The sequence below is a fragment of the Paenibacillus lutrae genome (genome assembly GCF_009757775.1).
Taxonomy (GTDB): Bacteria; Bacillota; Bacilli; order Paenibacillales; family NBRC-103111; genus Paenibacillus_F; species Paenibacillus_F lutrae.
Genome location: NZ_RHLK01000009.1, coordinates 1 through 25605, shown reverse-complemented (window position 1 = coordinate 25605; position 25605 = coordinate 1). Strand labels below are relative to the sequence as shown.

Annotated in this window: 21 protein-coding genes, 2 rRNA genes, 3 pseudogenes and 1 riboswitch; of the genes and pseudogenes, 5 read left to right on the top strand and 21 right to left on the bottom strand. The window is 52.3% G+C overall.

Translation table 11 applies throughout. The annotated features are described in order from the left end of the window. Positions 1-134: 134 nt before the first annotated feature. Positions 135-752: pseudogene (locus tag EDM21_RS25565) on the top strand (DUF932 domain-containing protein). A 407-nt stretch (positions 753-1159) separates the two neighbouring features. Further along, positions 1160-1225: pseudogene (locus tag EDM21_RS25040) on the top strand (RadC family protein); the annotation flags it as partial. 60 nt (positions 1226-1285) lie between these two features. On the opposite strand, the pseudogene EDM21_RS25035 reads toward EDM21_RS25040, so the two are convergent. From EDM21_RS25035 to EDM21_RS15740, 5 genes and pseudogenes are all read right to left on the bottom strand, one after another. Beyond that, positions 1286-1387, bottom strand: a pseudogene (locus tag EDM21_RS25035) (JAB domain-containing protein); the annotation flags it as partial. A gap of 337 nt (positions 1388-1724) precedes the next feature. Beyond that, entirely contained in the window at positions 1725-3800 is a 2076-nt protein-coding gene (rlmD, locus tag EDM21_RS15755; RefSeq protein WP_157336942.1) for a 23S rRNA (uracil(1939)-C(5))-methyltransferase RlmD, read from the bottom strand. A 12-nt stretch (positions 3801-3812) separates the two neighbouring features. Continuing rightward, complete coding sequence (locus tag EDM21_RS15750; protein WP_157336940.1) at positions 3813-4733, bottom strand: diacylglycerol kinase; 921 nt, start codon at positions 4731-4733, stop codon at positions 3813-3815. Further along, positions 4717-5529, bottom strand: coding sequence for a sirohydrochlorin chelatase (locus tag EDM21_RS15745; protein ID WP_157336938.1), 813 nt, complete (start codon positions 5527-5529; stop codon positions 4717-4719). Before EDM21_RS15745 ends, EDM21_RS15750 begins: the two co-directional genes overlap by 17 nt. Before the next feature lie 689 nt (positions 5530-6218). Continuing rightward, positions 6219-6509 (bottom strand): YerC/YecD family TrpR-related protein, encoded by a 291-nt coding sequence (locus EDM21_RS15740; protein ID WP_068777744.1) that lies wholly within the window; start codon positions 6507-6509, stop codon positions 6219-6221. Between the two features lie 244 nt (positions 6510-6753). Here EDM21_RS15740 and EDM21_RS15735 point away from each other — a divergent pair, with 244 nt between their 5' ends. Together EDM21_RS15735 and EDM21_RS15730 are read left to right on the top strand one after the other, a co-directional pair. Then, positions 6754-7335, top strand: a complete 582-nt coding sequence (locus EDM21_RS15735; RefSeq protein ID WP_235918222.1) for an aminotransferase — start codon at positions 6754-6756, stop codon at positions 7333-7335. A gap of 530 nt (positions 7336-7865) precedes the next feature. After that, positions 7866-8291, top strand: coding sequence for a thiol-disulfide oxidoreductase DCC family protein (locus tag EDM21_RS15730; RefSeq protein ID WP_157336936.1), 426 nt, complete (start codon positions 7866-7868; stop codon positions 8289-8291). Between the two features lie 316 nt (positions 8292-8607). On the opposite strand, the gene EDM21_RS15725 is transcribed toward EDM21_RS15730, so the two are convergent. Beyond that, positions 8608-9810: an MORN repeat-containing protein gene (locus EDM21_RS15725; RefSeq protein ID WP_157336934.1), complete on the bottom strand. Its 1203-nt coding sequence runs from the start codon at positions 9808-9810 to the stop codon at positions 8608-8610. A gap of 234 nt (positions 9811-10044) precedes the next feature. Here EDM21_RS15725 and EDM21_RS15720 point away from each other — a divergent pair, with 234 nt between their 5' ends. Then, positions 10045-10224 carry a hypothetical protein gene (locus EDM21_RS15720; RefSeq protein WP_157336932.1) on the top strand — a complete coding sequence of 60 codons (180 nt, stop codon included), beginning with the start codon at positions 10045-10047 and terminating at the stop codon, positions 10222-10224. Positions 10225-10581: 357 nt separating this feature from the next. Here the strand turns inward: EDM21_RS15720 and purD are convergent, their stop codons facing one another. The 15 genes from purD to EDM21_RS15645 all read right to left on the bottom strand — a co-directional run. Further along, complete coding sequence (purD, locus tag EDM21_RS15715) at positions 10582-11850, bottom strand: phosphoribosylamine--glycine ligase (protein WP_068777746.1); 1269 nt, start codon at positions 11848-11850, stop codon at positions 10582-10584. Between the two features lie 20 nt (positions 11851-11870). Continuing rightward, positions 11871-13415, bottom strand: a complete 1545-nt coding sequence (gene purH, locus EDM21_RS15710; RefSeq protein WP_166542043.1) for a bifunctional phosphoribosylaminoimidazolecarboxamide formyltransferase/IMP cyclohydrolase — start codon at positions 13413-13415, stop codon at positions 11871-11873. A gap of 129 nt (positions 13416-13544) precedes the next feature. Then, positions 13545-14156 (bottom strand): phosphoribosylglycinamide formyltransferase, encoded by a 612-nt coding sequence (purN, locus tag EDM21_RS15705; RefSeq protein ID WP_157336930.1) that lies wholly within the window; start codon positions 14154-14156, stop codon positions 13545-13547. A 1-nt stretch (position 14157) separates the two neighbouring features. Beyond that, positions 14158-15198: a phosphoribosylformylglycinamidine cyclo-ligase gene (purM, locus tag EDM21_RS15700; protein ID WP_166542042.1), complete on the bottom strand. Its 1041-nt coding sequence runs from the start codon at positions 15196-15198 to the stop codon at positions 14158-14160. A 250-nt stretch (positions 15199-15448) separates the two neighbouring features. Further along, complete coding sequence (gene purF, locus EDM21_RS15695; RefSeq protein ID WP_157336926.1) at positions 15449-16939, bottom strand: amidophosphoribosyltransferase; 1491 nt, start codon at positions 16937-16939, stop codon at positions 15449-15451. Then, positions 16924-19167: a phosphoribosylformylglycinamidine synthase subunit PurL gene (purL, locus tag EDM21_RS15690; RefSeq protein WP_157336924.1), complete on the bottom strand. Its 2244-nt coding sequence runs from the start codon at positions 19165-19167 to the stop codon at positions 16924-16926. The genes purF and purL overlap by 16 nt, the downstream gene beginning before the upstream one ends. Further along, the gene (gene purQ, locus EDM21_RS15685) at positions 19145-19840 is read right to left on the bottom strand and encodes a phosphoribosylformylglycinamidine synthase subunit PurQ (RefSeq protein WP_157336922.1); all 696 of its coding nucleotides are present in this window, start codon (positions 19838-19840) and stop codon (positions 19145-19147) included. The genes purL and purQ overlap by 23 nt, the downstream gene beginning before the upstream one ends. Positions 19841-19878: 38 nt before the next feature. After that, complete coding sequence (purS, locus tag EDM21_RS15680) at positions 19879-20118, bottom strand: phosphoribosylformylglycinamidine synthase subunit PurS (RefSeq protein WP_068777753.1); 240 nt, start codon at positions 20116-20118, stop codon at positions 19879-19881. A gap of 170 nt (positions 20119-20288) precedes the next feature. Beyond that, positions 20289-21179, bottom strand: coding sequence for a phosphoribosylaminoimidazolesuccinocarboxamide synthase (locus EDM21_RS15675; RefSeq protein ID WP_157336920.1), 891 nt, complete (start codon positions 21177-21179; stop codon positions 20289-20291). Positions 21180-21212: 33 nt separating this feature from the next. Further along, entirely contained in the window at positions 21213-22508 is a 1296-nt protein-coding gene (purB, locus tag EDM21_RS15670; RefSeq protein WP_157336918.1) for an adenylosuccinate lyase, read from the bottom strand. Between the two features lie 82 nt (positions 22509-22590). Further along, positions 22591-23982: a 5-(carboxyamino)imidazole ribonucleotide synthase gene (gene purK, locus EDM21_RS15665; protein WP_157336916.1), complete on the bottom strand. Its 1392-nt coding sequence runs from the start codon at positions 23980-23982 to the stop codon at positions 22591-22593. After that, positions 23979-24464 (bottom strand): 5-(carboxyamino)imidazole ribonucleotide mutase, encoded by a 486-nt coding sequence (gene purE / locus EDM21_RS15660; protein WP_157337145.1) that lies wholly within the window; start codon positions 24462-24464, stop codon positions 23979-23981. Before purE ends, purK begins: the two co-directional genes overlap by 4 nt. A gap of 166 nt (positions 24465-24630) precedes the next feature. Beyond that, positions 24631-24733: riboswitch (purine riboswitch) on the bottom strand. 306 nt (positions 24734-25039) lie between these two features. Next, on the bottom strand, positions 25040-25237 hold the full coding sequence (locus EDM21_RS15655; protein ID WP_157336914.1) for a hypothetical protein: 198 nt from the start codon (positions 25235-25237) through the stop codon (positions 25040-25042). Continuing rightward, a 5S ribosomal RNA gene (rrf, locus tag EDM21_RS15650) occupies positions 25229-25345 on the bottom strand. The genes EDM21_RS15655 and rrf overlap by 9 nt, the downstream gene beginning before the upstream one ends. A 182-nt stretch (positions 25346-25527) precedes the next feature. Further along, positions 25528-25605, bottom strand: a 23S ribosomal RNA gene (locus tag EDM21_RS15645); the annotation flags it as partial.

Here is a 25605-nt window from a genome sequence, read left to right as displayed (position 1 = left end):
CAAAGGCCGATACAAACCGATTCTCAAATGGAGATCCCAGGTTATAAAGCAAACATTCGAACAACCGACCAAAAGATTCTAGGTATAGTAACTGACCGCTATAAAATCGTTCAGAAACACGAAGCCTTGCATTTATTGATGATCTTTTAGGCGAAGGAGTAACATACGAAACGGCGGGAAGCTTACAAAACGGGAAGAAGGTTTGGTTATTAGCGAAGTTACCACAGAATTATAGCATTACCGGGAACTATGTGACACCTTATTTGGTATTTTCAAACAGTCATGATGGTAGTGGAAGTATCAAAGTTGCAATGACGCCTATCCGGGTAGTTTGTCAAAATACGCTTAATTCTAGCGCTTAACAATGCTCAAAGAATCTGGTCAACAACTCACAAAGGTGACATGAAATCCAAGTTAAGCGAAGCTAAAAAGACGTTACTGCTTGCTGAGTTTTACATGGGTAAACTGGGTGAGAAGCCGAACGCTTAAATAAAATAAAGCTTCCTGATCGAAAGGTCATGGAATACATCGACATGCTCATTCCGATGCCGGAAAGCCCAAGCAAGCTTCAAGAAAAGAACGTTCAACAACTTCGAGACGATATGCTGCTGAGGTATTTGGAGGCCCCAGATCTTGAGTATGTAGGGAAGAACGCTTACCGCTTTATCAACGCAGTATCCGATTTTACCACTCATGCAAAGCCCACTCCGAGAAACAGCGGAAAACCTGTTCATGAGAACAATGGAAGATAATCCGCTAATCGACAAAGCGTACGAACTTATTCTTGCCTCTGCCTAATCGTCATCGATGGCAGAGGTTTTTTATTGAGCCAACCTCACATTTCGGGGTTGGCTATTTTTAATCGACTTAATAACTAAATTCGAAATCCTTAAAGGAGACCTGATCCAAAGATGCATCATCACCCGTTAGACCTTAAATCTCTATTAGCGTTATCACTCCGTGAGAAGCCAGAAAGCTATGTCGTCGAAGAAATCTTTCACAATTTCCTACGCTTTCTGATCTTGTTGATGCAACTGAACAGGAGCTGCTCTCTATTGAGGGGATTGGAAAATCAAGAGTTCGACAGATCCTAGCCACACTCAGGCTTTCTCAAATCATCTCTGCTCCAACACCGTCTATTAAAACGATTCGTTCCCCAATGGATGTATATAAACTGCTGGAGCCAGAATTTCGGCATCTCAAACAGGAGCAGTTCATCTGTCTGTTCCTGAACACTAAAAATGGCGTTATCGGTAAAGAAATCATATCCATCGGTTCTTTGAACGTCGGGACTTGGTTCTGGATTGCCGCTAGGATGATTATGAGCACAAATAATCGATGCGCAGCTTCGTTTGATGGCTGGGCGAAACACTTCTCTCGGATGAACGCGTTGCTGATCAATCAAGGTGTCCACGCTAAAGTCATTTCCGAGCGGCTTGGACATGGTAGCATCACAACCACAATGAATATATACGGACATGCACTTCGATCTGCCAATCAAGCCGCGGCTGATAAGTTCGATAATCTGTTCACTATGGATACCAACCAAGTAGACAAAAAGACGTTGGGATAATCCACCCAGCGTCTTTTCCTTTATTTTATCTGTGTTATTTTGCTTTAACATTCAGCCTTACGGCAATTTTACGGCAACTCATCGAAAATGCCTCTGTTTCACCATTCCACAAACTCTGTAGCAGTCAATAAACCTTTTATACCAAGGGATTCTAGACATCTGTATCACATCTTACAAGCAACGCAACATTTTCAACATGCACCGTATGCGGGAACATATCCACCGGCTGCACGGAGACGGTGCGGTACCCGCCATCCTCCAGCACGCGCAAATCGCGCGCGAGGGTGGAGGCGTTGCAGGACACGTACACGACCCGCTCCGGACGGAGCTGGAGGATCGTGTCCAGCAGCCGCTCGTCGCAGCCCTTACGGGGCGGATCGACGACGATCACGTCGGGGCGGACGCCCGCGCGCTGCCACTCGGGGAGGACGTCTTCCGCTCCTCCCACGGCGAACTCCGCGTTGCTGATGCCGTTCAGCAGCGCGTTGCGCTTCGCGTCTTCGATCGCCTCCGGCACGATCTCGACGCCGTACACCTTCTTGGCATGCTTCGCCAAGAAGAGCGAAATGGTGCCGATGCCGCAGTACGCATCGACCACGGTTTCTCCGCCGGTCAGCCCGGCATATTCGAGCGCTTTGCCATACAGCGCCTCGGTTTGAACCGGGTTGACCTGGAAGAACGAGCGGGCCGAGATGGCGAATTTCACATCCCCGATGTAATCGTAGATGACCTCATGGCCCCAGAGCACACGCGTCGTCCGTCCGAAGATGACGTTGGTTCTTCCGATGTTCACGTTCTGGCAGATACTTGCTACGCCTGGTATCGCGGCGCGAATCTCCCTGATCCACTCCGCAGCGCGCGGAATTTCTTCGCCGTTCGTGATCAGCACGACCATAATTTCGCCTGTGCGGAAGCCTACCTTAACGACAACATGGCGAAGCAGTCCTTCATGTGTCTCCTCACGGTATGCGCGAATTCCCAGCCTGCGCCCGATTTCTTTCACCTTCGCAATGACTTCATCGTTATTGGAATGCTGGATCAGACAAGCTTCCATATCAATGATGCGGTGGCTGCCTTGTGCATAGAAGCCTCCGACAAGACCACCCTGCTCTTCTCCGAACGGCACCTGGGCTTTGTTGCGGTAACGCCATGGGTCGTCCATTCCGATAGTCGGATACACCACAATGCCTTCTGTCCCGGCAAAAGCAGCTTCATATCCAGCCCCATCCTGCGTCAGAATCTCGGCATCCCCGTCACCTGCACTATCCAGCAGAGAGGCGGCATCCACAAACTCCGTATCCTGCAATGGCTGCAGTTCTCTGCTTCTTAGCGAACCCTGTGAACCAGCCATACCTGTGTATAGGTCAGCATCGCCGGTATTATTAGCATAGGCACCCTCACCCACACTGTCATCAGCCTCGTTGATAGCACTGACAGCACTTCCGGCAGTATCCATACCTTTGCCAACCTCCGCAGATTCCAGCACATCTTCGTTTAGAATCTGGCTCTCCGGTATCCCTAACCCAGCGTCCGCTGGCTGCCCGGCATCTTTAACCATCCGGTAATCTCCCGAATAATGATCCGCAGCACCTGCCACGCCGCCCGTGCGATCCGCTACCTTAAGCTTCCCGATCCGCTCCAGGTTGTCTACGACCAGCTGACGCTTCACTTCCAGCTGCGCCGCATAGTCCAGATGCTGGAGCTGACAGCCTCCGCATTGGTCATAGATCGGGCAAGGAGGCCCGACACGGTCGGGGCTTGCCTTCTGCACTTCGAGCAGTTTGGCGTAACCGAACTGCTTTTTCAGCTTAAGGACTTTAACTCTTACCCGCTCGCCTGGCAGGGCACCCGGAATAAAAAGGGTAAAGCCGTCAACGCGGCCTACCCCTTCTCCGTCATGTCCAATGCCGATAATCTCAGCGGTATACTCGCCATTCTTCTCCACGGGCAGACCGGCCAGTGCTGTATTAGCCGGGCGTTTGCCGCTGCCGCCAGAAGCATGCCGGGCAGCGCCTTTACGGCCCTGCCCTGTCTGCGCGCTGTTCAATTCACTGTGCCCGCCGCCAAACGCAGCCCTTGCTCCGCTCAAGCCGGACCGCTGGTCTCGTTCAACACGAGCCTCACTGCGCTTACTGCCCTGCTCACTCGACCCGCCGCGGGGCTTGCCTGCCCCGCCGGCGCGCTTGTGACCCGACGTCGAACTGCTCCGCCGATTATTTTTATTCATTCTACTAACTCCCTATTTGCGTTGATGTTTATATGTCGATAGTCCGGATTCGTCTACAATGATGTTGATATGTGATTGAAGGTTCGTAAACACAGCCGGCAATGTGCCGCCGAGTTCGCCGTCCAGATTGAGCTGGACATAGTCGTGCGAAGTGATTTCGAGCTTCTTCGTCTGGAAGTACAGCACGTTCGGATCGTTCGTGTGCTCGCCTCTGAGTGCCATAGATGCGATTTTGATAAACTCCGCCAGGTTGCACTTCTTGAGTACAATCACATCAAAAAGCCCGTCGTTCAAGCTCGCATCCATCGCAAGCTTCTCAAAACCGCCGACAGAATTGCTGTTCGCCACGAGAAATAGCATCACTTCCTCATGAATCTCCAATTCGTCGCACTTTAGAGACATCTCAATCGGCCGCAGGCGCGGCAGCATTTCGAGTCCTTTGACATAATAAGCAAGGTGGCCGATCATCGTCTTGAGCTTGCTCGGAACCTCGTAGGTCAGCTCCGTCATGGAGCCGCCGCCCGCAATATTAATGAAATACTTCTGATTCACTTTGCCGACATCAATCGGTCTTGTATAATTACGGACAATGAGATTGCACGCATCTTCCCAGTCACGCGGAATGTTCAGAGCCCGGGCAAAGTCATTCGTCGTCCCGAGCGGCAAAATACCGATAGGCGGCCGGTTCGGTTTCTCCGCAATTCCGTTCACCACTTCATACAGCGTACCGTCTCCGCCTGCAGCAATAATAAGATCGAATTCCCGTTCCGCGGCCTGGGAAGCAGCCATCAGCGCATCTCCCTCGCCAATTGTGGCATGGGTAGACGTTTCGAAGCCGCCTTTTTCAAGACGCTGCAGAATTTCCGGCAGGCGCTTGCGCATTTCTTCCCGACCCGAAGTAGGATTATAGATCAATCTAGCACGTTTGGCCATTCTCTTTATCACCTTTTTGCTCATAATGTACCTGGTTATAGAATAGAGCAACCTGCCGCTCCAGCCACTGGCTGACCTTCGGACTCGGCAATATGGATTGCCCGTTATATCGGTAGTCGTACCCCTGCAGCCTTGCAGGAATAACCTGTTTGGTAAAATAGCCTTCACTCAAAAAAAGCGGCGCAATAATCACCGCATGCTGCGGCTTCTGCTTGTGCCACCAGGTCATCTTGCGCTTCGTCTGGTTCGGCAGCAGCATCGCAACATCGGCTTCGCCGAAACCGCCGATCTTCTTGAGCTGTTCTGCGATCCGCTCAAGACTTCTCCGCCAGGCCAGATGAAAATGCTTCTCCACACTGCCATGCCCGATCAGCAGGATAATTTCCCGCTCCGGGTTGTCCGATAAGCCGCTTATTTTCTCGTACACCATCTCTGCCAGCAGATCTGCGTCCTCATCCATCGGAGACAACATGTGCACCCGTGCCCGAATAGTAAAAGGCTCCAGATCCGTCGGCAGTTGCGGCTCCGGCTTGACCCCGAGCGCATACGCGATTTCATCGAGATGCGTACTTCCTGCCGATACGAATAACGGAACCACGATCAGATCGGTCACGTTCTGATTCTCCAGCCATGTAATGCCGTCCCCGATCAATCTTCCGTCCACAAGCTCCAGATAAGAACCGAACACCGGTATGCCGTCCGGCACACGCATGCCAGCCACGGCTTCATCCACAAGCTGAACCCATTCGGGACTCCGGGAGCCATGACTGATAACAAGTACTCCATACTTCCGCATGGTCTTCACTCCGCTCCGGTTTGAATCCTGATTTCATGCTACCCAAACTGGACCCGTCTGTCAATAAACAGGAAAAATCCCCCTTTACGGGTGTAAAGAAGGGATTCATCTATGTGTGGCATCGCTCTCGCGAAAGAAGGTCCGTGTTGCAGCATCCATCTCCAGAAGCCCATCAAGATATCGGCTCCCTGCCCTTCAGGCTGTAAGACTTACAAACCATCCGGAGCTTATTCGATTGTTTAAAAAATGTTCAGCGCACGCTGATCTTCTCCCTTGAAAGGATTGGATCATCCATGCAGCAAGGTCAGCGCCCTGTCCCGTCCTATACGAAAGGCCGCCTCTTCATAACCTAAACCAATAAGCAGTTAGGCAAAAACTATAAACCGCGGCTTAAAAATACCCGCCTATCCGGTCTTACATGTTCCCCCTGCATTCTACAAGAACGCTATGTTGTACAAAGTAGTACTCTGCGTATAACAACCGTACATCCTTGGAAGCTACGGCCGCATTCACGGTCTGCCTGCTTACAATTCCATTATACAGTCCCAGCCGCTTCTTTAGCAGCTCGGGCTTCCCGGGTAACATCCGCGAAGTCTGGAGTCACGGGGGTTCACTCACGTATGGCCAATCCTTTGAATAGAAAAGAAAAGGTAAAGGCCGGTATGCCCTGCCGGCTAATTGCTCCGTTATTAGCGGTTCAATCTGTCCAGCGTCAGCACATAACCGTCATTGCCGTAGTTCAGGCAGCGTTTCACGCGCGAAATGGTTGCCGTACTTGCACCTGTCTCTGCTTCGATCTGGTTATACGTGCATCCCTTGCGAAGCATACGGGCTACTTCAAGCCGCTGGGACAGCGATTGAATCTCGTTCACCGTACACAGATCATCAAAAAATGTATAGCATTCTTCTAAATCTTTCAAAGTAAGGATCGCCTCGAAAAGTTGGTCGATCGCTTTATCGTTAAGTTTTTTCAGCTGCATCATTTCAACCCCTAGAATTACATTCTCTATCCAACTAATTAGAACTATGTTTACTTCTTCGACAGATTCATTATAATATCCTTCCTTTAGAAATGCAAAACTGTAAAATTTTTATGCGTCACCGCCTTAAACCGTGACCGTGTTTTTGACCGCGGCATTTTCCCCGACCCGTGACATCCGTCCAAACCAAACGTTTGCCCATCACATACGCTGTACTAGTAAATCCTGATGCAAAGGATCGTGAATGAAAGTGAACTCCCAATATCCGATATACGGCCATCAGCCGGAGGTGCATACAAGAAGCCTGTTTTCACCGGGACCTGGCGGAGGTCAAGGAGCTCCGTTTCAAGGCGGTGGATTCCCCGGGGGAAGCTTTGGAGTCGGAGAAGGGGGATTCCCTGGCGGTGGCGGATTTCAGCCGGGGGGCCCGACCTACTCTGATTTCTTCCCGGGCGGCAGTAATCTCCCGGCTGTCCAGCAGACCACGCAGGCAGCAGCGAGTACCGGCGGAGGTGCCGCCGGCCTTCTAGGCAGCATGAATTTCAACCAGATCAAAGGCATTGTTGACCGCATGGGCGGAATCGAGGGTGTCATCGGCACCATGGGTAAGGTACAGAAATTCGTAGGCTCGGTCCAGCAATTCGCCCCGATGCTCAAGCTGATGTTCAGCAGCTTCGGTGCCAAAGCAGCCACCAAAGAAACGGCTTCTGCCACGAAACGCAGAAAGAAGAAGAAAAAGAGCCGCCGAACTAATCGTAAAAGCACTTCGACCGTTTACCGGAGCAAGCGCACGCCCCGCCGGCGTTCCCGCAGGTCCCGGCGTTAGCGGATTAAGCCGGCTGGAGAAGGCTCTACCAAGGAAGAAACTTTACAAGAGGCCGCAGCTGCGGCCTTTTTGTCAGGCATTCAATGTCCCCGGCTTTAGCGCCGTCAAGCAGAGCCACATCTTAGTCGTAACAAGGCAGCCGTATCGGAAGGTGGGCTGGATCACCTCCTTTCTATGGAGATTCGGGTGCCGAAGCGCACCCAGTCAAGACGGCCTCGGCCTCCACAATTTCAATCACTCGTTGTCAGTTTTGAAAGGAGAACCGACTCGCTGATCCTTTTATGCTGCTTGTGCAGAGCCGCTCTATTCACACTTGCCTGCCCGCAGTGCCAATCAGCCGGCATGCCTGTATATGCAGCAGCCCCGGAAGCGGCTCCGCTGCCCCGGTCACTGCTTGCTGTATCTGCGGCATGTCACTTCCCAAGGCTGCAGCTGCGCGGGCTCCTGCGCAGAGGCCCCTGCCATGCCGCTGTGGTATACTGGAGGAATAGATACGTATTCCACAGGAACAAGAATGGCAGGTGATCGGGATGCGCAGCCCTACCGCGGGCCCGGATATGGACGGGCCCGTTGTTTTGTTCGACGGCGTCTGTAACTTGTGCAATTCCGCCGTCATGTTTACCATCCGCCGCGACCCGCATGGGCGGGTCCGATTCGCGGCGCTGCAGTCGGACGCCGGGCAGCGGCTGCTTGCCCGGCACGATCTCCCCGCGGTTTCCTTCGACACGTTCGTACTTGTCGAAGGAAACCGCGCGTACACGCAGTCCACCGCCGGACTGCGTGTGCTGCGCCGCCTGCGGTACCCGTGGCCGCTGCTGTACGGCTTCATCGCCGTACCGAAGCCGCTCCGTGACGCGGTGTACCGCTGGGTTGCGCGCAACCGCTACCGCTGGTTCGGACAGCGGGAGCAGTGCATGATGCCGACGCCAGAGCTTCGCCGGCGGTTTTTGGAGTAGCAAAGTGAGCAGCCTGCTTGGACACTACGGCAGATCAAAACATTTTCGCTGTAAAACAGCGACACAATTCTCCCATATGCACAGGCCTGTAACTTTTCACCCTACTCCCTATCCTTACTTGTCCTTCACGCTCTCTCTCCAACTAGCACTTTAGCCTTCTCAAAAAGACTGTCTAATTCATAACGGGGAAGCTTTCTTATGTTTACACATAACATCCAGCCCCTTCCCTTTTCCGCTGCTGTGCAACTCCTCCCCCTGCTTCCCGCATCAAAAAAACCGGCGCTCCAAAGGAGCTGCCGGTTCTGACACTATGTTCTTATTGCTTTTCTGCCAAAGTCTTTTCGAATTCAGGCTGCGCATGCTCTTCCAAATCTGTAGCCGAAACAGAGTTAACGGAACCGGCAGGCTGCCCGTTTACAAATTCACCTTCATAAACGAGGTTGCCGTCACAGTCATACAACCGGCCATAGCCTTCTGCTACACTGTTCTTAAACTCACCTTCATAAATGATGTTTCCATCTGGATCATATTCCGTACCATAGCCGTGCCGCAGACCGTCTTTGTACATGCCGATGTACTTCCAGCCGTCCGTCCAGTGGAAAGTGCCCCCGCATTGAATAACTCCATTTACGAAGTTACCTTCGAAGCGGCTGCCGTCCGCCCATTTAATGCGGCCTACTCCATTGAATTCGTCATTATTGAAGAATCCGGTGTACTTATTGTAGCCGCTCACGTTATCGGGAATGCCCGCGCAAGGCTCCCATGTCCAGTTATACACGCCGTATCCCTGCTTAAGGCCCGCTTTCCACTTCCCGTCATACTCCGGGTGCGAATCCTCATGGTATGACTTGCCGTTTCCGTCAAATTTGTTATCTTTCCACTTTCCGTCGTAACGGAGAGTTCCGAAACAATCGTAATATTTTCCGTTGCCTTCGAATTTGCTGTTGACCATGTCGCCTTCATAGAATTTCTTGCCATCCGGGTAGTAAATCGTAATGAAACCCGTATACCCGGTTGAATTTAAGGCCGCTCTGGATTTTGAAGAAGTATCATTTGTCAGAGTACCTGTGTAAAGTGTTTCGAGGACGCTGGTTTGCAAAGTATCATTGAGCGAAATAAGGCCTGCTTCGGAGTTTACTTTCAATTGCCGTCCTGTCAAATTTGCGAAAGCTTTCAGATTAAGCTGTGGTGTGCTTCCGCTGCTCACAACGGATGCACCCGCCTCCTTCGTTTCCCCGTTTACGATGAATGAGCTGGAGCCGGGAACCAATTGAATGTTAGAACCGTCTTTGGAAGCCAGATACCCCGAGCCATACACATTGTTCTGCACGGTATATCCGAGACTTCCGAGAACCGAATTCAGATCGGCATAAGCCGTATCTCCTGAAATCTGCGGTTCTGCCGATAAACCGATCGTTTTGCTGTTCACCTGAACCTGAGTGATGGATGCTGCTGAAGCCGCCAAAGGAAGCAGGAATAAAGCCAGCATCATTGCCAAACCATAAACCAACTTTTTCATTTCTCGCCCTCCTTAATACAAATCTTTCCTGTTCTACTTTACGATACATAATGTAACTTGTAAATAGGTTTTTCTTATTATTGATACATTTTGTCACAAAAATAGAGACAAGGTCATAAAATTTCTCATCTCCTGGTTTCAAAACGGATTATCCCTACCCCTGCAGGCAATAATAGGAGCGAGATTAGAGGCCGCGTGGGCGCATAACCGCATCTGGATTTGGAGGAATTCTCTATGAAGCAGATTTGGTACTGGATTATGGATCATTGGGTTTCCCTTGCACTTATTCTGGGTTCATTGGCGGCCGTCTTTCATGTCTATAAGCACAAAAACGAACTCCAGCTGTACTGGCTGGATAAAGGTTCACTTAAGAAGAAAAAAAACATTAAATCTGAAAGAGACCACGTAAAATGATCTTTGTCCTACGCACGTCCTGCGCATCGTCTTTGCGAATGATCTTCTTTTCCCGGTCGACTTCTGCGCACAATAAAAAACATCCCGGGCCATTGCGCAGCAATGATCCGGGATGTTTGGGTGTGCCTGTTAGCTATCGAGCTATCGAGCTATCCAGCTATAGCAGGGATTGTACTTCCCCGTATTCGTAGCCTGCTTCTAATTACGCTATATCTGATAGCCGTGCAAACTTTTGAATTCAGCTGCAATGAGCCAATGGGGTCTGGCAAACTTCTGGCTTCGGGAGGCAGCACAGCGTGTTCCACAGGAACCCCACTCCCACTCGCTCTCACCGCTCATTCCTGCCGCCAGAAGCTCTTACTTCATCGCCTTCAGAGCCTTCAAGGCGATATCCGTGCGGTTCTGCTTGCCCTCGAAGGTGATGCGCTCAGCCGCCGCATAAGCCTTCTCACGCGCGTCTGCGATGCCTTGGCCCAGCGCGGTGACGCCGAGCACACGGCCGCCGCTGGTGACCAGGCGGCCGCCCTCAAGCGCCGTACCCGCATGGAACACGATCGCGTCGCCTGCGGCGTCCAGTCCTTCGATCGGCAGCCCTTTCGGGTACGAGCCCGGGTAGCCCCCCGATGCGAGGATGACGCACACGGCCGCTTCGTCGCTCCACTCGATCTCCAGGTCCGCCAGGCGGCCTTCGAGTGTCGCGAGAATGATCTCCAGCAGGTCGGTTTTCAGCCGGGGCAGAATGACCTGCGTCTCCGGATCGCCGAAGCGTGCGTTGAACTCGATCGTCTTCGGTCCGTTCTCGGTCAGCATCAGTCCCGCGTACAATACGCCGCGGAACGGACGGCCTTCCTTCACCATCGCTTCAGCCGTCGGCTTCACAATGGTATCGAGCGCCTGCTGCACGATCTCCTGCGGGATGTGCGGCACCGGCGAATAAGTGCCCATGCCTCCGGTGTTCGGACCTTTGTCGCCGTCAAAGACCGGCTTATGGTCCTGGGACGGCGACATCGGCTTGACCACATTGCCATCGACGAAAGCCAGCAGGGACATCTCTTCCCCCTGCAGGAACTCTTCGATCACGACGCGGTTGCCCGATGCGCCGAACAGCTTGTCGACCATGATCTCTTTCAGAGCCTTCTCCGCCTCTTCGAGAGTCGCGGCTACGATGACACCTTTACCTGCGGCCAGCCCGTCCGCTTTGATAACGATTGGAGCGCCGAGCTTATGCAGGTAGGCAAGCGCCGCTTCATACTCTTCGAAAGCCTCGTATGCAGCCGTAGGCACTTCGTATTTTTTGAGCAGATGCTTCATAAATACTTTGCTGCCCTCGATCTCCGCCGCAGCCCGGTTAGGACCGTATGCACGGATACCGTGCTCTTCTAGGTAATCCACAATGCCTTCGTACAGCGGATCGTCCGGTCCGACTACAACGAGATCAATCGCATTCCCGCGCACGAACTCTGCAATTTCAGCAAACTGAAATTCCGTAATCGGCACGCACTCGGCAAGCTCGGCGATTCCGCCGTTACCAGGCGCACAGAACAGAGCGGTAACTTTCGGGCTTTTGCGGAGCGACCATACGATTGCATGCTCGCGGCCTCCACGGCCGATAACCAAAATACGCATAATGTCGTACCTCCCGAAATTTAGTGTTTGAAATGACGAACGCCCGTCACAACCATGGCGATGCCTTTTTCATTCGCTACCTTAATCGAATCTTCGTCACGGATGGAACCGCCTGGTTGAATAATGGCCGTGATCCCTGCCGCTGCCGCAATTTCAAGCGTATCGCTCATAGGGAAGAACGCGTCCGATGCCAGTACCGATCCCTTTGCCTTGTCCGCCGCCTGCTCGATCGCAATCTTGGCCGCGCCTACGCGGTTCATTTGACCCGCGCCAACACCGACTGTCATATCGTCTGCCACCAGAATGATAGCGTTGGATTTCACATGCTTCACGACCTTCCAGGCAAAAAGAAGCTGCTTCAGCTCTTCTTCGGTCGGCTGGCGATCCGTTACTACCTTGAGGTCACTTTCTGCAATTGCGTGTACATCGCTATCCTGTACGAGCATTCCGCCTTCTACGGAAGTAACCAGCGGCAGCGCCTTACGCTCAGCACCCGCAATGTTGCCGAGCTTAAGCAGACGAATGTTCTTCTTCGCTTGAAGAATCTCAAGCGCTTCCGGGGTATAGTCCGGTGCGATCACGATCTCCAGGAAAATTTCGTGGAGAAGCTTCGCCGTTTCACCGTCAACCGGGCGGTTAGCAGCTACAATACCGCCAAAAATAGAGGTAGGATCAGCCGCATAGGCTTTCTCGTACGCTTCCTTCACTGTGCTGCCGATTCCGACGCCGCAAGGGTTCATATGCTTAACCGCTACCACAGCAGGCTCCGTGAATTCCTTCACGATTTGCAGAGCTGCATTAGCATCGTTGATATTGTTGTAAGAAAGCTCTTTTCCGTGCAGCTGCTCGGCTGTAGCAATGCTTCCCGCTCCGGCAAGCGGCTTGCGGTAGAAAGCGGCTTTCTGATGAGGATTTTCTCCATAGCGGAGATCCTGTACTTTTTCATAAGTAACGGTGTAGCGCTCCGGGAATTCTTCGCCCGTTTGAGCGGACAAATATTCAGAGATGAGGGAATCGTAAGCCGCGGTGTGGCGGAATACTTTCGCTGCCAGACGTTTACGCGTCTCCAGCGTAGTATCCGAGCCTTCACGAACTTCGGCAAGCACCGTTTCATAGTCGGCTGCGTCCACCACTACGGAAACGAATGCATGGTTCTTTGCTGCGGAACGCAGCATAGTCGGTCCGCCGATGTCGATATTCTCAACAGCATCCGCGTATTCCACATCCGGCTTTGCAATGGTTTCTGCGAACGGATACAGGTTTACAATTACAAGATCGATGTAACCGAGCCCGAGCTCTTCCATCACTTTGCGGTGCTCCGCATCGTCACGGATCGCCAACAGACCGCTGTGTACGGCCGGGTGCAGGGTTTTTACACGCCCATCGAGAATCTCCGGAAAACCGGTTACATCGGAAATACCGATAACAGGCACTCCCTGCTGCTCAAGCAGCGTCTTTGTTCCGCCTGTGGAGACGAGCTCCACACCCAGCTTTGCCAATTCGCCTGCAAATTCTACGATTCCTGTTTTATCCGACACGCTGATCAACGCTCTTTTGATTGCCACAGTTTCTCCTCCTATTTATCCGCAAAAATTAGTTGTGATCCGTTTTGTATCTTGTATGAACTCACTGGTTTGAAAGCAGCAAAGAGTTAGTATCTGTTAGACGCAAACCTTAACTTCCTGATTCACTTCCTAGGAGCTTACGGTCACCCGGCGTCCGTCCAGCTTGACTCTTCCCGCGGCAATCCAGCCGATGGCCAGCGGCAGCAGCTCGTGCTCGACCGCATGAATGCGCTCCGCCAAGCTGTCTTCGGTATCGTCTTCCTGCACGTCCACTGCGCGCTGGGCAATTATCGGACCGGAATCGAGGCCCCCATCTACATAATGAACGGTCACGCCGGTCATCTTCACCCCGTACTCAAGTGCTTGCGCAATCCCTCTCACACCAGGGAAAGCAGGCAGCAGCGAGGGGTGAATATTGATCATCCGGCCATAGAAGGGCTCCACAAGCACAGGCGTCAGAATACGCATGTAACCCGCAAGCACAATTAGATCAATTTCTTTCTCATTCAATAGAGTAAGAATCTCACTCTCATAAGCTTCCCGGCCCGAATACGTCTTCGGTAAAAAAGCGAAAACAGGCACATCCGCCTGTTTCGCCCGCTGCACCACTTGCGCCTGCGGCCGGTCACAGACGAGCAGCTGAAGGTCTGCATCAAGCGTCCCGTTATGAACCGCGTCCGAGATCGCTTGAAAGTTGGACCCGCTTCCCGAAGCAAACACGGCGATCCGCAGCTTGCGCATCTTAAACCTCCGCTCCGTCGAATGTGACGATCTTATCGCCTTCCGTCACTTCGCCGATCCGGTAAGCTTCGTGTCCATGCGAGTGCGCAATAGCCAGCGCTTTGTCCGCATCTTCTTGAGCCACGATAATGACCATCCCGACTCCCATGTTGAACGTGCGGAACATATCATTGTTCGAGATATTTCCTTCACGCTGCATCAGGGAGAAGATAGGCAGAATCGGCCAAGATCCGTATTGAATGTTCACGTTTACGCCATCCGGCAGCGTACGTGGAATATTTTCAAGGAAACCGCCGCCCGTAATGTGCGCAGCTCCTTTGATTTCAACTTCATCCAGGATGCCCAGAACCGGCTTCACATACAGCTTCGTCGGCTCCAGCAGAACATCGCCGAGTACCCCGCCCAGCTCATCGATCGAATCCGTCAAGGCGTGCCCTTTCTCTTCGAGAAGCAGCTTGCGCACCAGCGAGAACCCGTTACTGTGAACGCCGCTGGAAGCAAGGCCGATAACCGCGTCGCCAAGACGAACGGAAGAGCCGTCGATTATTTTTTTCTTGTCGACAATCCCTACGGTAAACCCGGCAATGTCATACTCCCCTTTGGTATACATGCCCGGCATTTCCGCCGTTTCTCCGCCGATCAGCGAACAGCCTGATTCCGCGCAGCCATCTGCAATCCCTTTTACAATGGACTCAATCTTCTCCGGAACCACTTTGTCACAGGCCAGATAGTCCAGGAAAAAGAGCGGCTCCGCGCCTTGAACCACGATATCATTGACGCACATGGCGACCGCATCGATCCCGATCGTATCATGCTTGTCCATGGCAAAAGCGATTTTGAGCTTCGTACCCACGCCATCTGTACCCGACACGAGCACAGGCTCTTCATACTTGTCCTTATTCAAGCTGAACAAAGAACCGAAGCCGCCCAGTCCCGTTAGTACTTCAGGACGGAATGTTCTTTTCACATGCTTTTTCATCCGTTCGACCGCTTCGTTACCGGCCGCGATATCAACGCCCGCTTTCTTGTAAGCCTCCGACACTAGTCTCACTCCCCGATCGTCCAAATGTACCCGCCGCTCTTGGCTGGTTTTCCTCTGCACTGCTTAAGCTCAAGCTATCCTATCGTTACCGCGTTATCTTCTCTATCTTCTCTTCTATGACTATTTCAAATCTAAAGCTGTCTCTATCTTCTATAACTATCTAAAGCTATCTCTATCTTCCAGCTCTATCTTATCTAGCCCGCTGTCTGTTCCGTTAATCTTGAGACCGGTCAGCGAACAGAGCCTTGTGCTAACAGCCGCAGCCGCCTGAAGCATCTTCACTATCGTTGACATACGTCACATAACGGTTGTCGAAGCAGCCTGTACAGAACCCGCCGTTCTCAACACCCGCCTTGCGGCCGATTGAATCGATCAGCCCTTCCTGGCTGAGGAAGTAAAGCGAATCTGCATTGATCGCCTGACGGATCTCTTCGATCGTCTTCTGTGCGGCGATCAAATCTTTGCGGCTCGGCGTATCAATGCCATAGAAGCAAGGATTCTGGAACGGAGGCGACGAGATCCGTACATGAACCTCCGTAGCGCCTGCTTCTCTGAGCAGATTAACGATACGAAGCGAAGTCGTGCCGCGGACGATGGAATCGTCAATCATGACGACACGTTTGCCCTCCACGACCTTGCGCACCGCGCTGAGCTTCATCTTCACACCCTGCTCGCGCAGCTCCTGGCTCGGCTGGATGAACGTTCTCCCGGTATAGCGGTTCTTGATCAGTCCGAGTTCATAAGGAATGCCCGTCTGCTCCGCAAAACCGATAGCGGCCGAAGTACTGGAATCGGGCACGCCGGTTACCAGATCTGCGTCTACGAATGCTTCCGCAGCGAGCCGTTTACCCATCCGTTTGCGCGCGGAGTGGACATTGATAGCATCAATGTCGCTGTCCGGACGAGCAAAATAAATATATTCCATCGCGCAAGTTGCGCGTGTATGACTTTCTGTGAACCGGTCTTCCGTTAGTCCGTCGCGGTCCAGTACAACCAGCTCGCCCGGCAGAAGATCTCGCAGGTAGGTGCCGCCCACGATGTCGAACGCGCAGGACTCGGAAGCGAACAGATACGCATCCCCGAGCTTGCCCATTGCGAATGGGCGCAGACCATTGGGATCAAGTGCAGCGATCAGCTTATCCTTCGTCAGCACGAGGAAAGCATACGCGCCTATCACCTGATTCAGTGCGTCTTTAACAGCATCCACAATGTCGTCATACTTGGAGCGCGCGATAAGATGCGCAACGACTTCGGTATCGCTCGTCGTCTGGAAGATGGAACCCTGTTTCTCCAGCTGCCTCCGGATTTCGCCCGCATTAACGAGGTTCCCGTTGGTTGCTATCGCAAGGTCTCCCTCACGGTATTTGAATACCAGCGGCTGTGCGTTCGCCAGCTTACTTTCCCCAGCTGTGGAATAGCGCACATGAGCGATCGAGGATGTACCTACGAGTGAAGGAAGGTTGCTCTGATCGAACACCTCTTTGACCAGCCCCATGCCCCGGTAGTAATTGAAATTATCTGCATCTGCGGTACAGATACCCGCACTTTCCTGTCCACGGTGCTGCAGCGCGTGCAGTCCGTAGTAGGATAAGGAAGCGGCGTCCGGGTGCCCGAAGACCCCGAACACGCCGCATTCCTCTTTAAGCTTATCGAACATGCCGTCATGGGCATTGTGGCCTTCGTTGTAGTAGTCACCCGTCCATAGCTTGCTTGCGGACATGGCTGTTACTGCATCAGACATGGTATCGCGTCCTTCCAGACCTGCCTCAATTCAGCTACCGCAGCTTGAACGCCAGGTTGTCCGTTGATGTTCAGCAACACGTCTGTTCCTGTTACCGTTCCGATTACTTGTGCAGCCACGTTCTGCTCCTGGAGCCACGCGGTCAGCGCATCGCGCTTGTCGGGACGACAGCTTAGCAGAATGCGGGACTGGCTTTCGCTGAAGAGAGCGTGATCCGCGCGAAGATCCGTGCGGAAATCCACATCGGCTCCGAGGTTGCCGGAAATGCTGCTCTCCGCAACAGCCGCAGCCAGTCCGCCCTCGGACAGGTCATGCGCCGAAGCGACGAGGCCTTGGCGGATCGCGCCAAGTACAGCAGCCTGGAGGCGCTTCTCGGTCTCGAGATCCAGCTGTGGCGGACGTCCTTCCACAACGCCGTGCACGACCTTCTGGAACTCGCTTCCGCCCAGCTCGGCTTTGGTTTCGCCAAGCAGTACGATGACGTCTCCTTCGTTCTTAAAGCCTTGGGTCGTAATATGATCCACGTCTTGGATCAGGCCTACCATACCGACAACCGGTGTCGGGTAGATCGCGCCTTTGGCATTCTCGTTGTACAGCGACACGTTACCGCCGATAACCGGCGTGCTCAGCTCACGGCATGCTTCCGCCATGCCGTCGACTGCTTTTTCCAGCTGCCAGAAGATTTCAGGCTTCTCCGGGCTGCCGAAGTTCAGGTTATCCGTTACGGCAAGCGGCTCGCCGCCGGAGCAGACAATGTTACGCGCCGCTTCGCTGACCGCGATCCGTCCGCCCACCTCAGGATCGAGGTACACATAACGGCTGTTGCAGTCAGTTGTCATAGCAAGCGCTTTGCGTGTACCCCGGATTGTGACGACAGCTGCGTCAGAACCAGGCTGTACCGCTGTGCTTGTACGAACCATGTAGTCATATTGGTTATAAACCCATTCTTTGCTCGCCACTGTAGGGGAGCCCAGAATGCTTTTCAGCGAACCGGTCAGATCCGTCACTTCTTCGTAACGGCTCGTATCGAGATTCGCCTGCTCTGTATAGTAAGCAGGTACAGCCGAAGGCTTGCTGTAAACCGGGCACTCATCCACAAGGGCGGTCACCGGCATATCGCCGACAACTTGACCCTGGTGGATCAGCTTCAAGCGGCCATCGTCGGTTACTTTGCCGACCTTGGCGCAGATTACGCCCCAGCGTTCAAAAATCTCCATCGCCTGCGCTTCATCCTTCGGATCAATAACGAACAGCATGCGTTCCTGGGATTCGGACAACATCATTTCATAAGGCGTCATGCCTTCTTCACGCTGCGGCACCTCATCCAGGTACAGCTCCAGACCGTTGCCGGCCTTGCTCGCCATCTCTGCGCTTGAACAGGTCAAGCCTGCAGCGCCCATGTCCTGAATGCCCAGAACGATTCCCGTATCGATCAGCTCCAGGCAGGACTCCATGACAAGCTTCTCCATGAACGGATCGCCTACCTGTACGGCAGGACGCTTCGCTTCGGATTCGCTCGTCAACTCCTCGGACGCGAAAGTCGCGCCGTGGATGCCGTCACGGCCTGTAGCCGGGCCGACATAGTACACCGGATTGCCGACGCCCTTGGCAACACCCCGCTGGATTTTATCATGATCGATCAGTCCGACACACATCGCGTTTACAAGCGGATTGCCTTCGTAGCTCTCGTCGAAAGTTACTTCGCCGCCCACGGTCGGGATGCCGATACAGTTGCCATATCCGGCAATACCCGATACAACGTGCTCAAACAAGTACTTCACACGATCGTTCTGCAGACGTCCGAAACGGAGCGAGTTCAGCAGTGCAACCGGACGCGCGCCCATCGAGAAAATATCACGGATAATACCGCCCACACCCGTCGCTGCGCCTTGGTAAGGCTCAATCGCAGACGGATGGTTATGGCTTTCAATTTTGAACACAACTGCCTGGTTGTCGCCGATATCTACGATACCCGCGCCTTCACCGGGACCCATGAGTACACGCTCACCCGTCGTTGGAAAACGGCGTAGAAGCGGCTTGGAATTCTTGTAGGAGCAGTGCTCCGACCACATGACACTGAAGACGCCAATTTCGACGTAGTTCGGCTTGCGTCCGAGAAATCCGCAGATTTGATCATACTCCGCATCGGTGACGCCCATCTGCTTATAGATTTTCTGCTCGGCGATCTGCTCTGCGTTCGGTTCTTTAGCGGCTAACTGCTGTGCCATGTTGTTCCCTCCAAGCGTTTAAAATCGATGTAAACATGCGTTTGCCGTCCGCCGATCCCAGAAGAGCATCAACCGCCCGCTCCGGATGCGGCATCATGCCGACGACATTTCCCTCTTTATTGCTGATTCCTGCTATATCGTCCACCGATCCGTTCGGGTTGGAACCCTGCTCATAACGGAATACGATCTGATTGTTCTGCTGAAGTTCATGAAGAGTGGCTTCATCGCAGTAGTAATTGCCTTCCCCGTGAGCAATCGGAATATCAATGATTTCACCTTCGGCATAATCCGTTGTAAAAGGTGTCTGGTTATTCACGACTTGAAGCTTGGTGGAATGACAGCGGAATTTCAGAGACTGGTTACGGAGTAGTGCCCCCGGAAGCAGTCCTGCTTCTGTCAGGATTTGAAACCCGTTGCAAATGCCAAGAATATATTTACCCTGCTGGGCTGCTTTCACCAGTGCCGCAGTAACCGATGCAAACCGCGCAATCGCTCCGCAGCGCAGGTAATCGCCGTAAGAAAAGCCACCAGGTACGAGAATGCAATCGTAATCGGATAAGTCCGTGGCCGTATGCCACACGTAATCGACCGGTTCGCCCACTGTGTCTTCTACCGCTTTGTAGCAGTCGATATCGCAGTTAGAACCCGGAAATACCAGTACCGCAAATTTCATGGGATAATCCTCCTGATCCGTTAGTTCGGTTCGTTCAGTTAGTTTAGTTCAAAGCGGTAATCTTCAATGACTGTGTTCGCAAGCAGCTTCTCACACATAGCGGTCAGCCGGGTTTCCGCCTCTGCGCGGTCTGTTGTATCCAGCTCCAGCTCCAAATACTTGCCTACACGTACCTTGCCGACCTCTTCGAATCCCATCGAATGCAGAGCCCCTTGAACGGCATTTCCCTGCGGATCCAATACACTTTGCTTAATCGTCACATAGACGGTTGCTTTCATTACGGTTTATCCTCCCTTGGTTATCGATCGCCCTCTGCATGCTGTCCGTTTGGGCCAGCGCTTGCTCCTTCGGCGTCTCGACCGTTCTTGGCTACTTGCCTATTGTGTATCTATCTATAGAGGTGTTACAAGAACACCTGAACTACCGTTTACTTGTGCGCCGGTTCTCTTTAATCTTCCGCAGTCAACCGGTCTAGAATTTCACGATATCTGCGGGACGTTTCTTCTACAACCGAAGCGGGAAGCTCGTCCGGCTCGCTGTTCTTGTCCCAGCCGGAATTAGCCAGATAAGTACGGACAGGTTCTTTGTCCATCGAGTCGATTTCGGTATCGAGTTCATACTTGTCCTGCGCCCAATAACGGGAAGAGTCCGGTGTGAACACCTCGTCGATTAAGATAAGCTCATCCCCGATAAACCCGAATTCAAACTTCGTATCCGCCAAAATAATACCGCGATGCTCGCAATAAGTATGAGCCAGCGCGTATAGCGCAATGCTTTTGGCTTGCAGCTGCTGAGTCACCTGCTCACCAACCAGCTCGCACATTTGATCATAAGTGATGTCTTCATCATGACCGACATCATTCTTGGCTGCCGGCGTGAAGATCGGGTACTCCAGCACCTGATTCTTGCGCAGACCTTCCGGCAGTTTAATGCCGTTGATCATCCCGGTTTCCTGATATTGGCGCCAGCCTCCGCCTGTTATATAACCGCGAACGACACATTCAACCTGAATGCGGGCTGCTTTTTTGGTAACCATAATCCGGTCTTTCAGAAGCTCAGGTTCCGTCACGATATCTTTCAGCAGTTCAACGTCCGTATGCACCACATGGTTAGCCATGAAAGGAGCCGTTACATCAAACCAGAACTTGCTGAGCGTATTCAGAACGTTGCCTTTGTCTGGCACCGCAGGCTTCAATATATAATCGAAAGCGGAAATACGGTCCGTTACGACAATCAGGTAGTGCTCTCCCAAATCGTACAGTTCGCGAACCTTGCCCTTGTAGACCAAAGGGGCTTTTATCAGATGTTCGGCTGTCGTCAATGCGGCGTTTGCGCCCATAGTTACGTCCTCCCAAGCAGAGCTTTCATTCATTTATTTGAGGCCGAGACGGTCAAAAATCGTATCTACATGTTTCAGGTGCCAGCTGGGATTAAAGCAATCCTCAATCTCTTCCGCACTCAGCACTTCTGTAATGGAAGAAGTGTTCTCCACGATTTCGCGGAAAGAACGCTGTTCTTCCCATGCCTGCATGGCACGCGGTTGAACCGTATCGTAAGCCTGCTCGCGGCTGAAGCCTTTGTCGATCAGCTTGGTCATGACACGGCCGGAGAAAGGGACCCCGTAAGTGCTCTGCATATTGCGCCTCATGTTCTCCGGGAATACCGTCAGGTTCTTCACGATGTTGCCGAAACGGTTCAGCATGTAGTTAAGCAAGATTGTTGCGTCCGGTAAAATGATGCGCTCTACAGAGGAGTGCGAGATATCGCGCTCGTGCCACAGCGTAACATTCTCATAAGCCGACACCATGTGCCCGCGGATTACACGGGACAATCCCGAAATATTCTCAGAGCCAATCGGATTGCGCTTGTGCGGCATAGCCGATGAACCTTTTTGACCTTTGGCAAAAGCTTCTTCCACTTCGCGGAACTCGCTCTTCTGCAGGGCGCGAACTTCCGTTGCGAACTTATCTAGTGATGTCGCGATCAGTGCCAAAGTAGCCATATACTCCGCATGACGGTCACGCTGCAAAGTTTGAGTCGAGATCGGAGCCGGGCTCGTTCCCAGGTGTTCGCATACATAACGCTCTACGAAAGGATCGATATTCGCATAAGTTCCTACAGCACCGGAAATTTTACCGTACTGCACACCGTCAGCGGCAAAACGGAAACGCTCCAGATTCCGTTTCATTTCTTCATGCCAAAGCGCCATCTTAAGGCCGAAAGTAGTCGGCTCTGCATGTACACCGTGTGTACGGCCCATCATGGCCGTATCTTTATGCTCAATGGCTTTGTTTTTCAAAATTTCGATAAAGTTTAGAAGGTCCTTCTCCAGAATCTCGTTAGCCTGTTTGATCAGGTAACCTAGTGCCGTATCGACGACATCCGTCGAGGTCAGGCCGTAGTGAACCCACTTACGCTCCGGACCAAGTTTCTCGGACACGGCACGTGTAAAGGCAATAACATCATGACGCGTCTCCTGTTCAATTTCATAAATACGGTCCATATCAAACGCGGCATTATCACGAAGCACTTTTACATCTTCTTTAGGAATAACGCCCAGCTCCGCCCAAGCTTCACAAGACAAAATTTCAACTTCCAGCCAAGCTTTGAATTTGTTCTCTTCCGTCCAAATCGCGACCATTTCCGGTCGGCTGTATCTTTCAATCATGGTTAATCCTCCGATAGTTAAAGTTATAGATCCTGTTTATATTGTCTCATACAATGTATCAGTCTCAAGAACATCCCTCAACTTATGAGTTCCAGATACCGCTCTTCTCGATCCATTTCAGCGCCAGATCATAATCTTCCGTCAGCAGGTTAACATGGCCCATTTTGCGTTTGATCTTCGCCTCGTGCTTGCCATATAGATGAAGCTTAGCCGTTACGCCCGATGCCTCTGCACCGCTTTCGTCTTGGCCTATCCATTTAAGAAGCGGCTCGACATGCTCGCCTAGTACATTCACCATCACAACAGGTGTCAAAAGACCGGCGTATCCCAGCGGCAGGTTGCATATAGCGCGAATGTGCTGTTCGAACTGGGAAGTATGGCACGCTTCCATCGTATAGTGGCCAGAATTATGAGGACGCGGAGCCAGTTCATTTACGAACAGTTCACCATCTTCGGTCAAGAACATCTCTACCGCGATCAGACCCACGGCTTCCATAGACTCTGCGATCCGGATTGCCAGACGCTCCGCCTCATCTTGAATTCGCTTATCAATACGGGCGGGCACAATGGACAGATGTAAAATATTATCGATGTGAATATTCTCCGCTGCCGGAAAAGCTTTAACCTCACCGCGGGGGCTTCGCGCCGCGATAACCGAAATTTCGTGTTCGAACCGGATGAACTGTTCGAGCACAAGATCCGTACCGGCCCGGCTCAGTTCCTCAAAGGCTGCGGGCACTTCATCCGCCGAGCGGATCACCCACTGGCCTTTGCCGTCATAGCCGCCGGTCGCGGTTTTGAGCACACAGGGCATGCCGAATCTGGCAGCGGCCTCGTGTAGCTCCTGGACGCTCGTGATTTCGGCATAGGGCGCCACCCGGACACCAGCCGCCTCAATCGCGCGCTTCTCGCGGAGCCGGTGCTGCGTCGTGTACAGCAGCGAGCTGCCCTGCGGAACGTAGGCTTCTTGCGTCAGCAGTTTCGTCACCGCGGCGTCGACGTTCTCGAATTCGTACGTAATCACGTCGGACACCTTCGCTAATTCGCGGGCGGCCTCCACATCATCGTACGAAGCTTCGATCTGCCGGTCGGCTACTTGTCCGCACGGCGAATCCGGCCCCGGTTCCAGTGTCACGAACCGGTAGCCCATGTTGCGACCGGCCAGGGTAAGCATCCGGCCCAACTGGCCGCCGCCGAGAATGCCGATCGTGCCGCCCGGAAGAATCGTACGCTGCTTTTGTCCGTCTGCATCCTTCGCAGATTCGGTACCAGCAGCAAACTCAGTTGCTTGAATTCGCGCATCCGCTACTACACTTCTATCAGCGGCTTTAACGGATTGTACCGCAGGATTTGCTCCTGCAATCTCCGAATTAGACAAGTTGTTTGTTCCGCTCATTGAAACATTGCCGTTTGCGGAATCTGCTTGTTGGAATGCTTCTGAACCCCGGCTGCTTTCCTTGTTCATATCTGTCATTCGAACTCACTCGATTCCAACACTTGAGCCTTGATACGCTCGCGGCGCTCACGCACTTTTTGCTGCAGCTCGGGTTCGAACGCCCCGAGAATCTGAGCGGCTAACAAACCAGCGTTAGCCGCGCCTGCTTCTCCGATCGCGACTGTTGCCACCGGAATACCGGCTGGCATTTGAACGATCGAGAGGAGTGAATCCAGGCCGTTAAGCGCGCGGCTCTTCACGGGAACACCCACAACCGGCAGCTCCGTCTTCGATGCCACCATTCCCGGCAGGTGTGCGGCTCCCCCTGCCCCGGCAATAATAACTTTCAGGCCCCGCTCTGCTGCCTGCTCTGCATATTCGAACATCAGGTCCGGAGTACGATGCGCGGACACGACTTTTTTCTCATAATGGATTCCGAATTCGTCTAATACATCACAAGCGTGCTTCATTGTTTCCCAATCCGATTTGCTTCCCATAATGACTCCAACCCGTGCGGACATATCCGTACCTGCCTTTTCTATCATAATTGGTCTTCTCTATAAATTAAATATCAATCCCTAACTTCTGACTCCATCTCCCTTGACGCAAAAAAAGCCCAGAAAGATAGAGGTATTGCTTCTATCCGCCGGACCTAGAGACACGAACGTAAGGCACCCCAGACAGAGATCCCCTCAACTTCGTTCTCGTAGTCCAAAAATTTACGGCTTTTGGGTAGAAACTTTCGGGCCATATCCCCGATGATTATACGAGATGATTAAAACGATATATTAACGTGATTTGTCAGGTATTGTCGCTCCTTTAGTGTAACAGCTGTCCTTTGGGCTGTCAAATCAAATACGAACATTCAAAGCGTGCAAAACAACTAAAGTTCGCCTTCTCTATCAATTTAGACCTTCAACATCTTTGTTCGGCCCATTTTCTAAAACAGTTTAGTCATTGTTGCTGTTCATTTATTCAAATGATCTAAGACCAATGCTCCTATATAAAATTTTTATGCGCTTCCATTCCCCATATTAAGACAATTTGTTACAATTCATTCTTGAGGCCACAACTTTCTTCCTGCTATCTAAGCTCTCTAAGCTCTATTACGTTTCTGCTGCTTACTTGTGAATCCTCCCTTTGCTTGCGCTCTTCTTATATGCCAACCCAAAAAGTCTTGAACCTTCTCATCAAGTTGTCCTAAAACCAATTTCCCTAAAAGCCAATAAAACATAAAAATAAAAAAAGCCCTTCTGAACATAAAGTTCAAAAGAGCTTTTCTTTTGCTTGGCAACGTCCTACTCTCCCAGGACCCTGCGGTCCAAGTACCATCGGCGCTGAAAGGCTTAACGGTCGTGTTCGGGATGGGTACGCGTGGTTCCCTTCCGCCATCGTCACCAAACAGGATGTTCCGAAGTGTTAGAGACTTCGAAAATCGCAGCATCTCCTTGCGGACATACCACTCATATCAGGGTTATACCCTGAAAACTAGCAGCGAAAGATGTAAAAGATCCATCCAAAGATCTTGTGGTGCACCGCCTAAGCGATGCTTCCGATGACGGCCTCTACTCTCGTAAAGACCTATAGGTCAAGCCCTCGACCGATTAGTATTGGTCAGCTCCACACATTGCTGTGCTTCCACCTCCAACCTATCTACCTCGT

What these genes read in the sequence shown, in the direction of transcription:
- purN (WP_157336930.1), bottom strand. Translation starts at nt 14,156, where the DNA reads ATGCGCAAGCTGCGGATCGCCGTGTTTGCTTCGGGAAGCGGGTCCAAC.
- EDM21_RS15675 (WP_157336920.1), bottom strand. Translation starts at nt 21,179, where the DNA reads ATGGGCGCAAACGCCGCATTGACGACAGCCGAACATCTGATAAAAGCC.
- EDM21_RS15740 (WP_068777744.1), bottom strand. Translation starts at nt 6,509, where the DNA reads ATGCAGCTGAAAAAACTTAACGATAAAGCGATCGACCAACTTTTCGAG.
- purB (WP_157336918.1), bottom strand. Translation starts at nt 22,508, where the DNA reads ATGATTGAAAGATACAGCCGACCGGAAATGGTCGCGATTTGGACGGAA.
- EDM21_RS15730 (WP_157336936.1), top strand. Translation starts at nt 7,866, where the DNA reads ATGCGCAGCCCTACCGCGGGCCCGGATATGGACGGGCCCGTTGTTTTG.
- EDM21_RS15735 (WP_235918222.1), top strand. Translation starts at nt 6,754, where the DNA reads ATGAAAGTGAACTCCCAATATCCGATATACGGCCATCAGCCGGAGGTG.
- purL (WP_157336924.1), bottom strand. Translation starts at nt 19,167, where the DNA reads ATGGCACAGCAGTTAGCCGCTAAAGAACCGAACGCAGAGCAGATCGCC.
- EDM21_RS15745 (WP_157336938.1), bottom strand. Translation starts at nt 5,529, where the DNA reads ATGCGGAAGTATGGAGTACTTGTTATCAGTCATGGCTCCCGGAGTCCC.
- purS (WP_068777753.1), bottom strand. Translation starts at nt 20,118, where the DNA reads ATGAAAGCAACCGTCTATGTGACGATTAAGCAAAGTGTATTGGATCCG.
- purD (WP_068777746.1), bottom strand. Translation starts at nt 11,850, where the DNA reads ATGCGTATTTTGGTTATCGGCCGTGGAGGCCGCGAGCATGCAATCGTA.
- EDM21_RS15720 (WP_157336932.1), top strand. Translation starts at nt 10,045, where the DNA reads ATGAAGCAGATTTGGTACTGGATTATGGATCATTGGGTTTCCCTTGCA.
- purK (WP_157336916.1), bottom strand. Translation starts at nt 23,982, where the DNA reads ATGACAGATATGAACAAGGAAAGCAGCCGGGGTTCAGAAGCATTCCAA.
- purF (WP_157336926.1), bottom strand. Translation starts at nt 16,939, where the DNA reads ATGTCTGATGCAGTAACAGCCATGTCCGCAAGCAAGCTATGGACGGGT.
- purQ (WP_157336922.1), bottom strand. Translation starts at nt 19,840, where the DNA reads ATGAAATTTGCGGTACTGGTATTTCCGGGTTCTAACTGCGATATCGAC.
- EDM21_RS15750 (WP_157336940.1), bottom strand. Translation starts at nt 4,733, where the DNA reads ATGGCCAAACGTGCTAGATTGATCTATAATCCTACTTCGGGTCGGGAA.
- rlmD (WP_157336942.1), bottom strand. Translation starts at nt 3,800, where the DNA reads ATGAATAAAAATAATCGGCGGAGCAGTTCGACGTCGGGTCACAAGCGC.
- purE (WP_157337145.1), bottom strand. Translation starts at nt 24,464, where the DNA reads ATGTCCGCACGGGTTGGAGTCATTATGGGAAGCAAATCGGATTGGGAA.
- EDM21_RS15725 (WP_157336934.1), bottom strand. Translation starts at nt 9,810, where the DNA reads ATGAAAAAGTTGGTTTATGGTTTGGCAATGATGCTGGCTTTATTCCTG.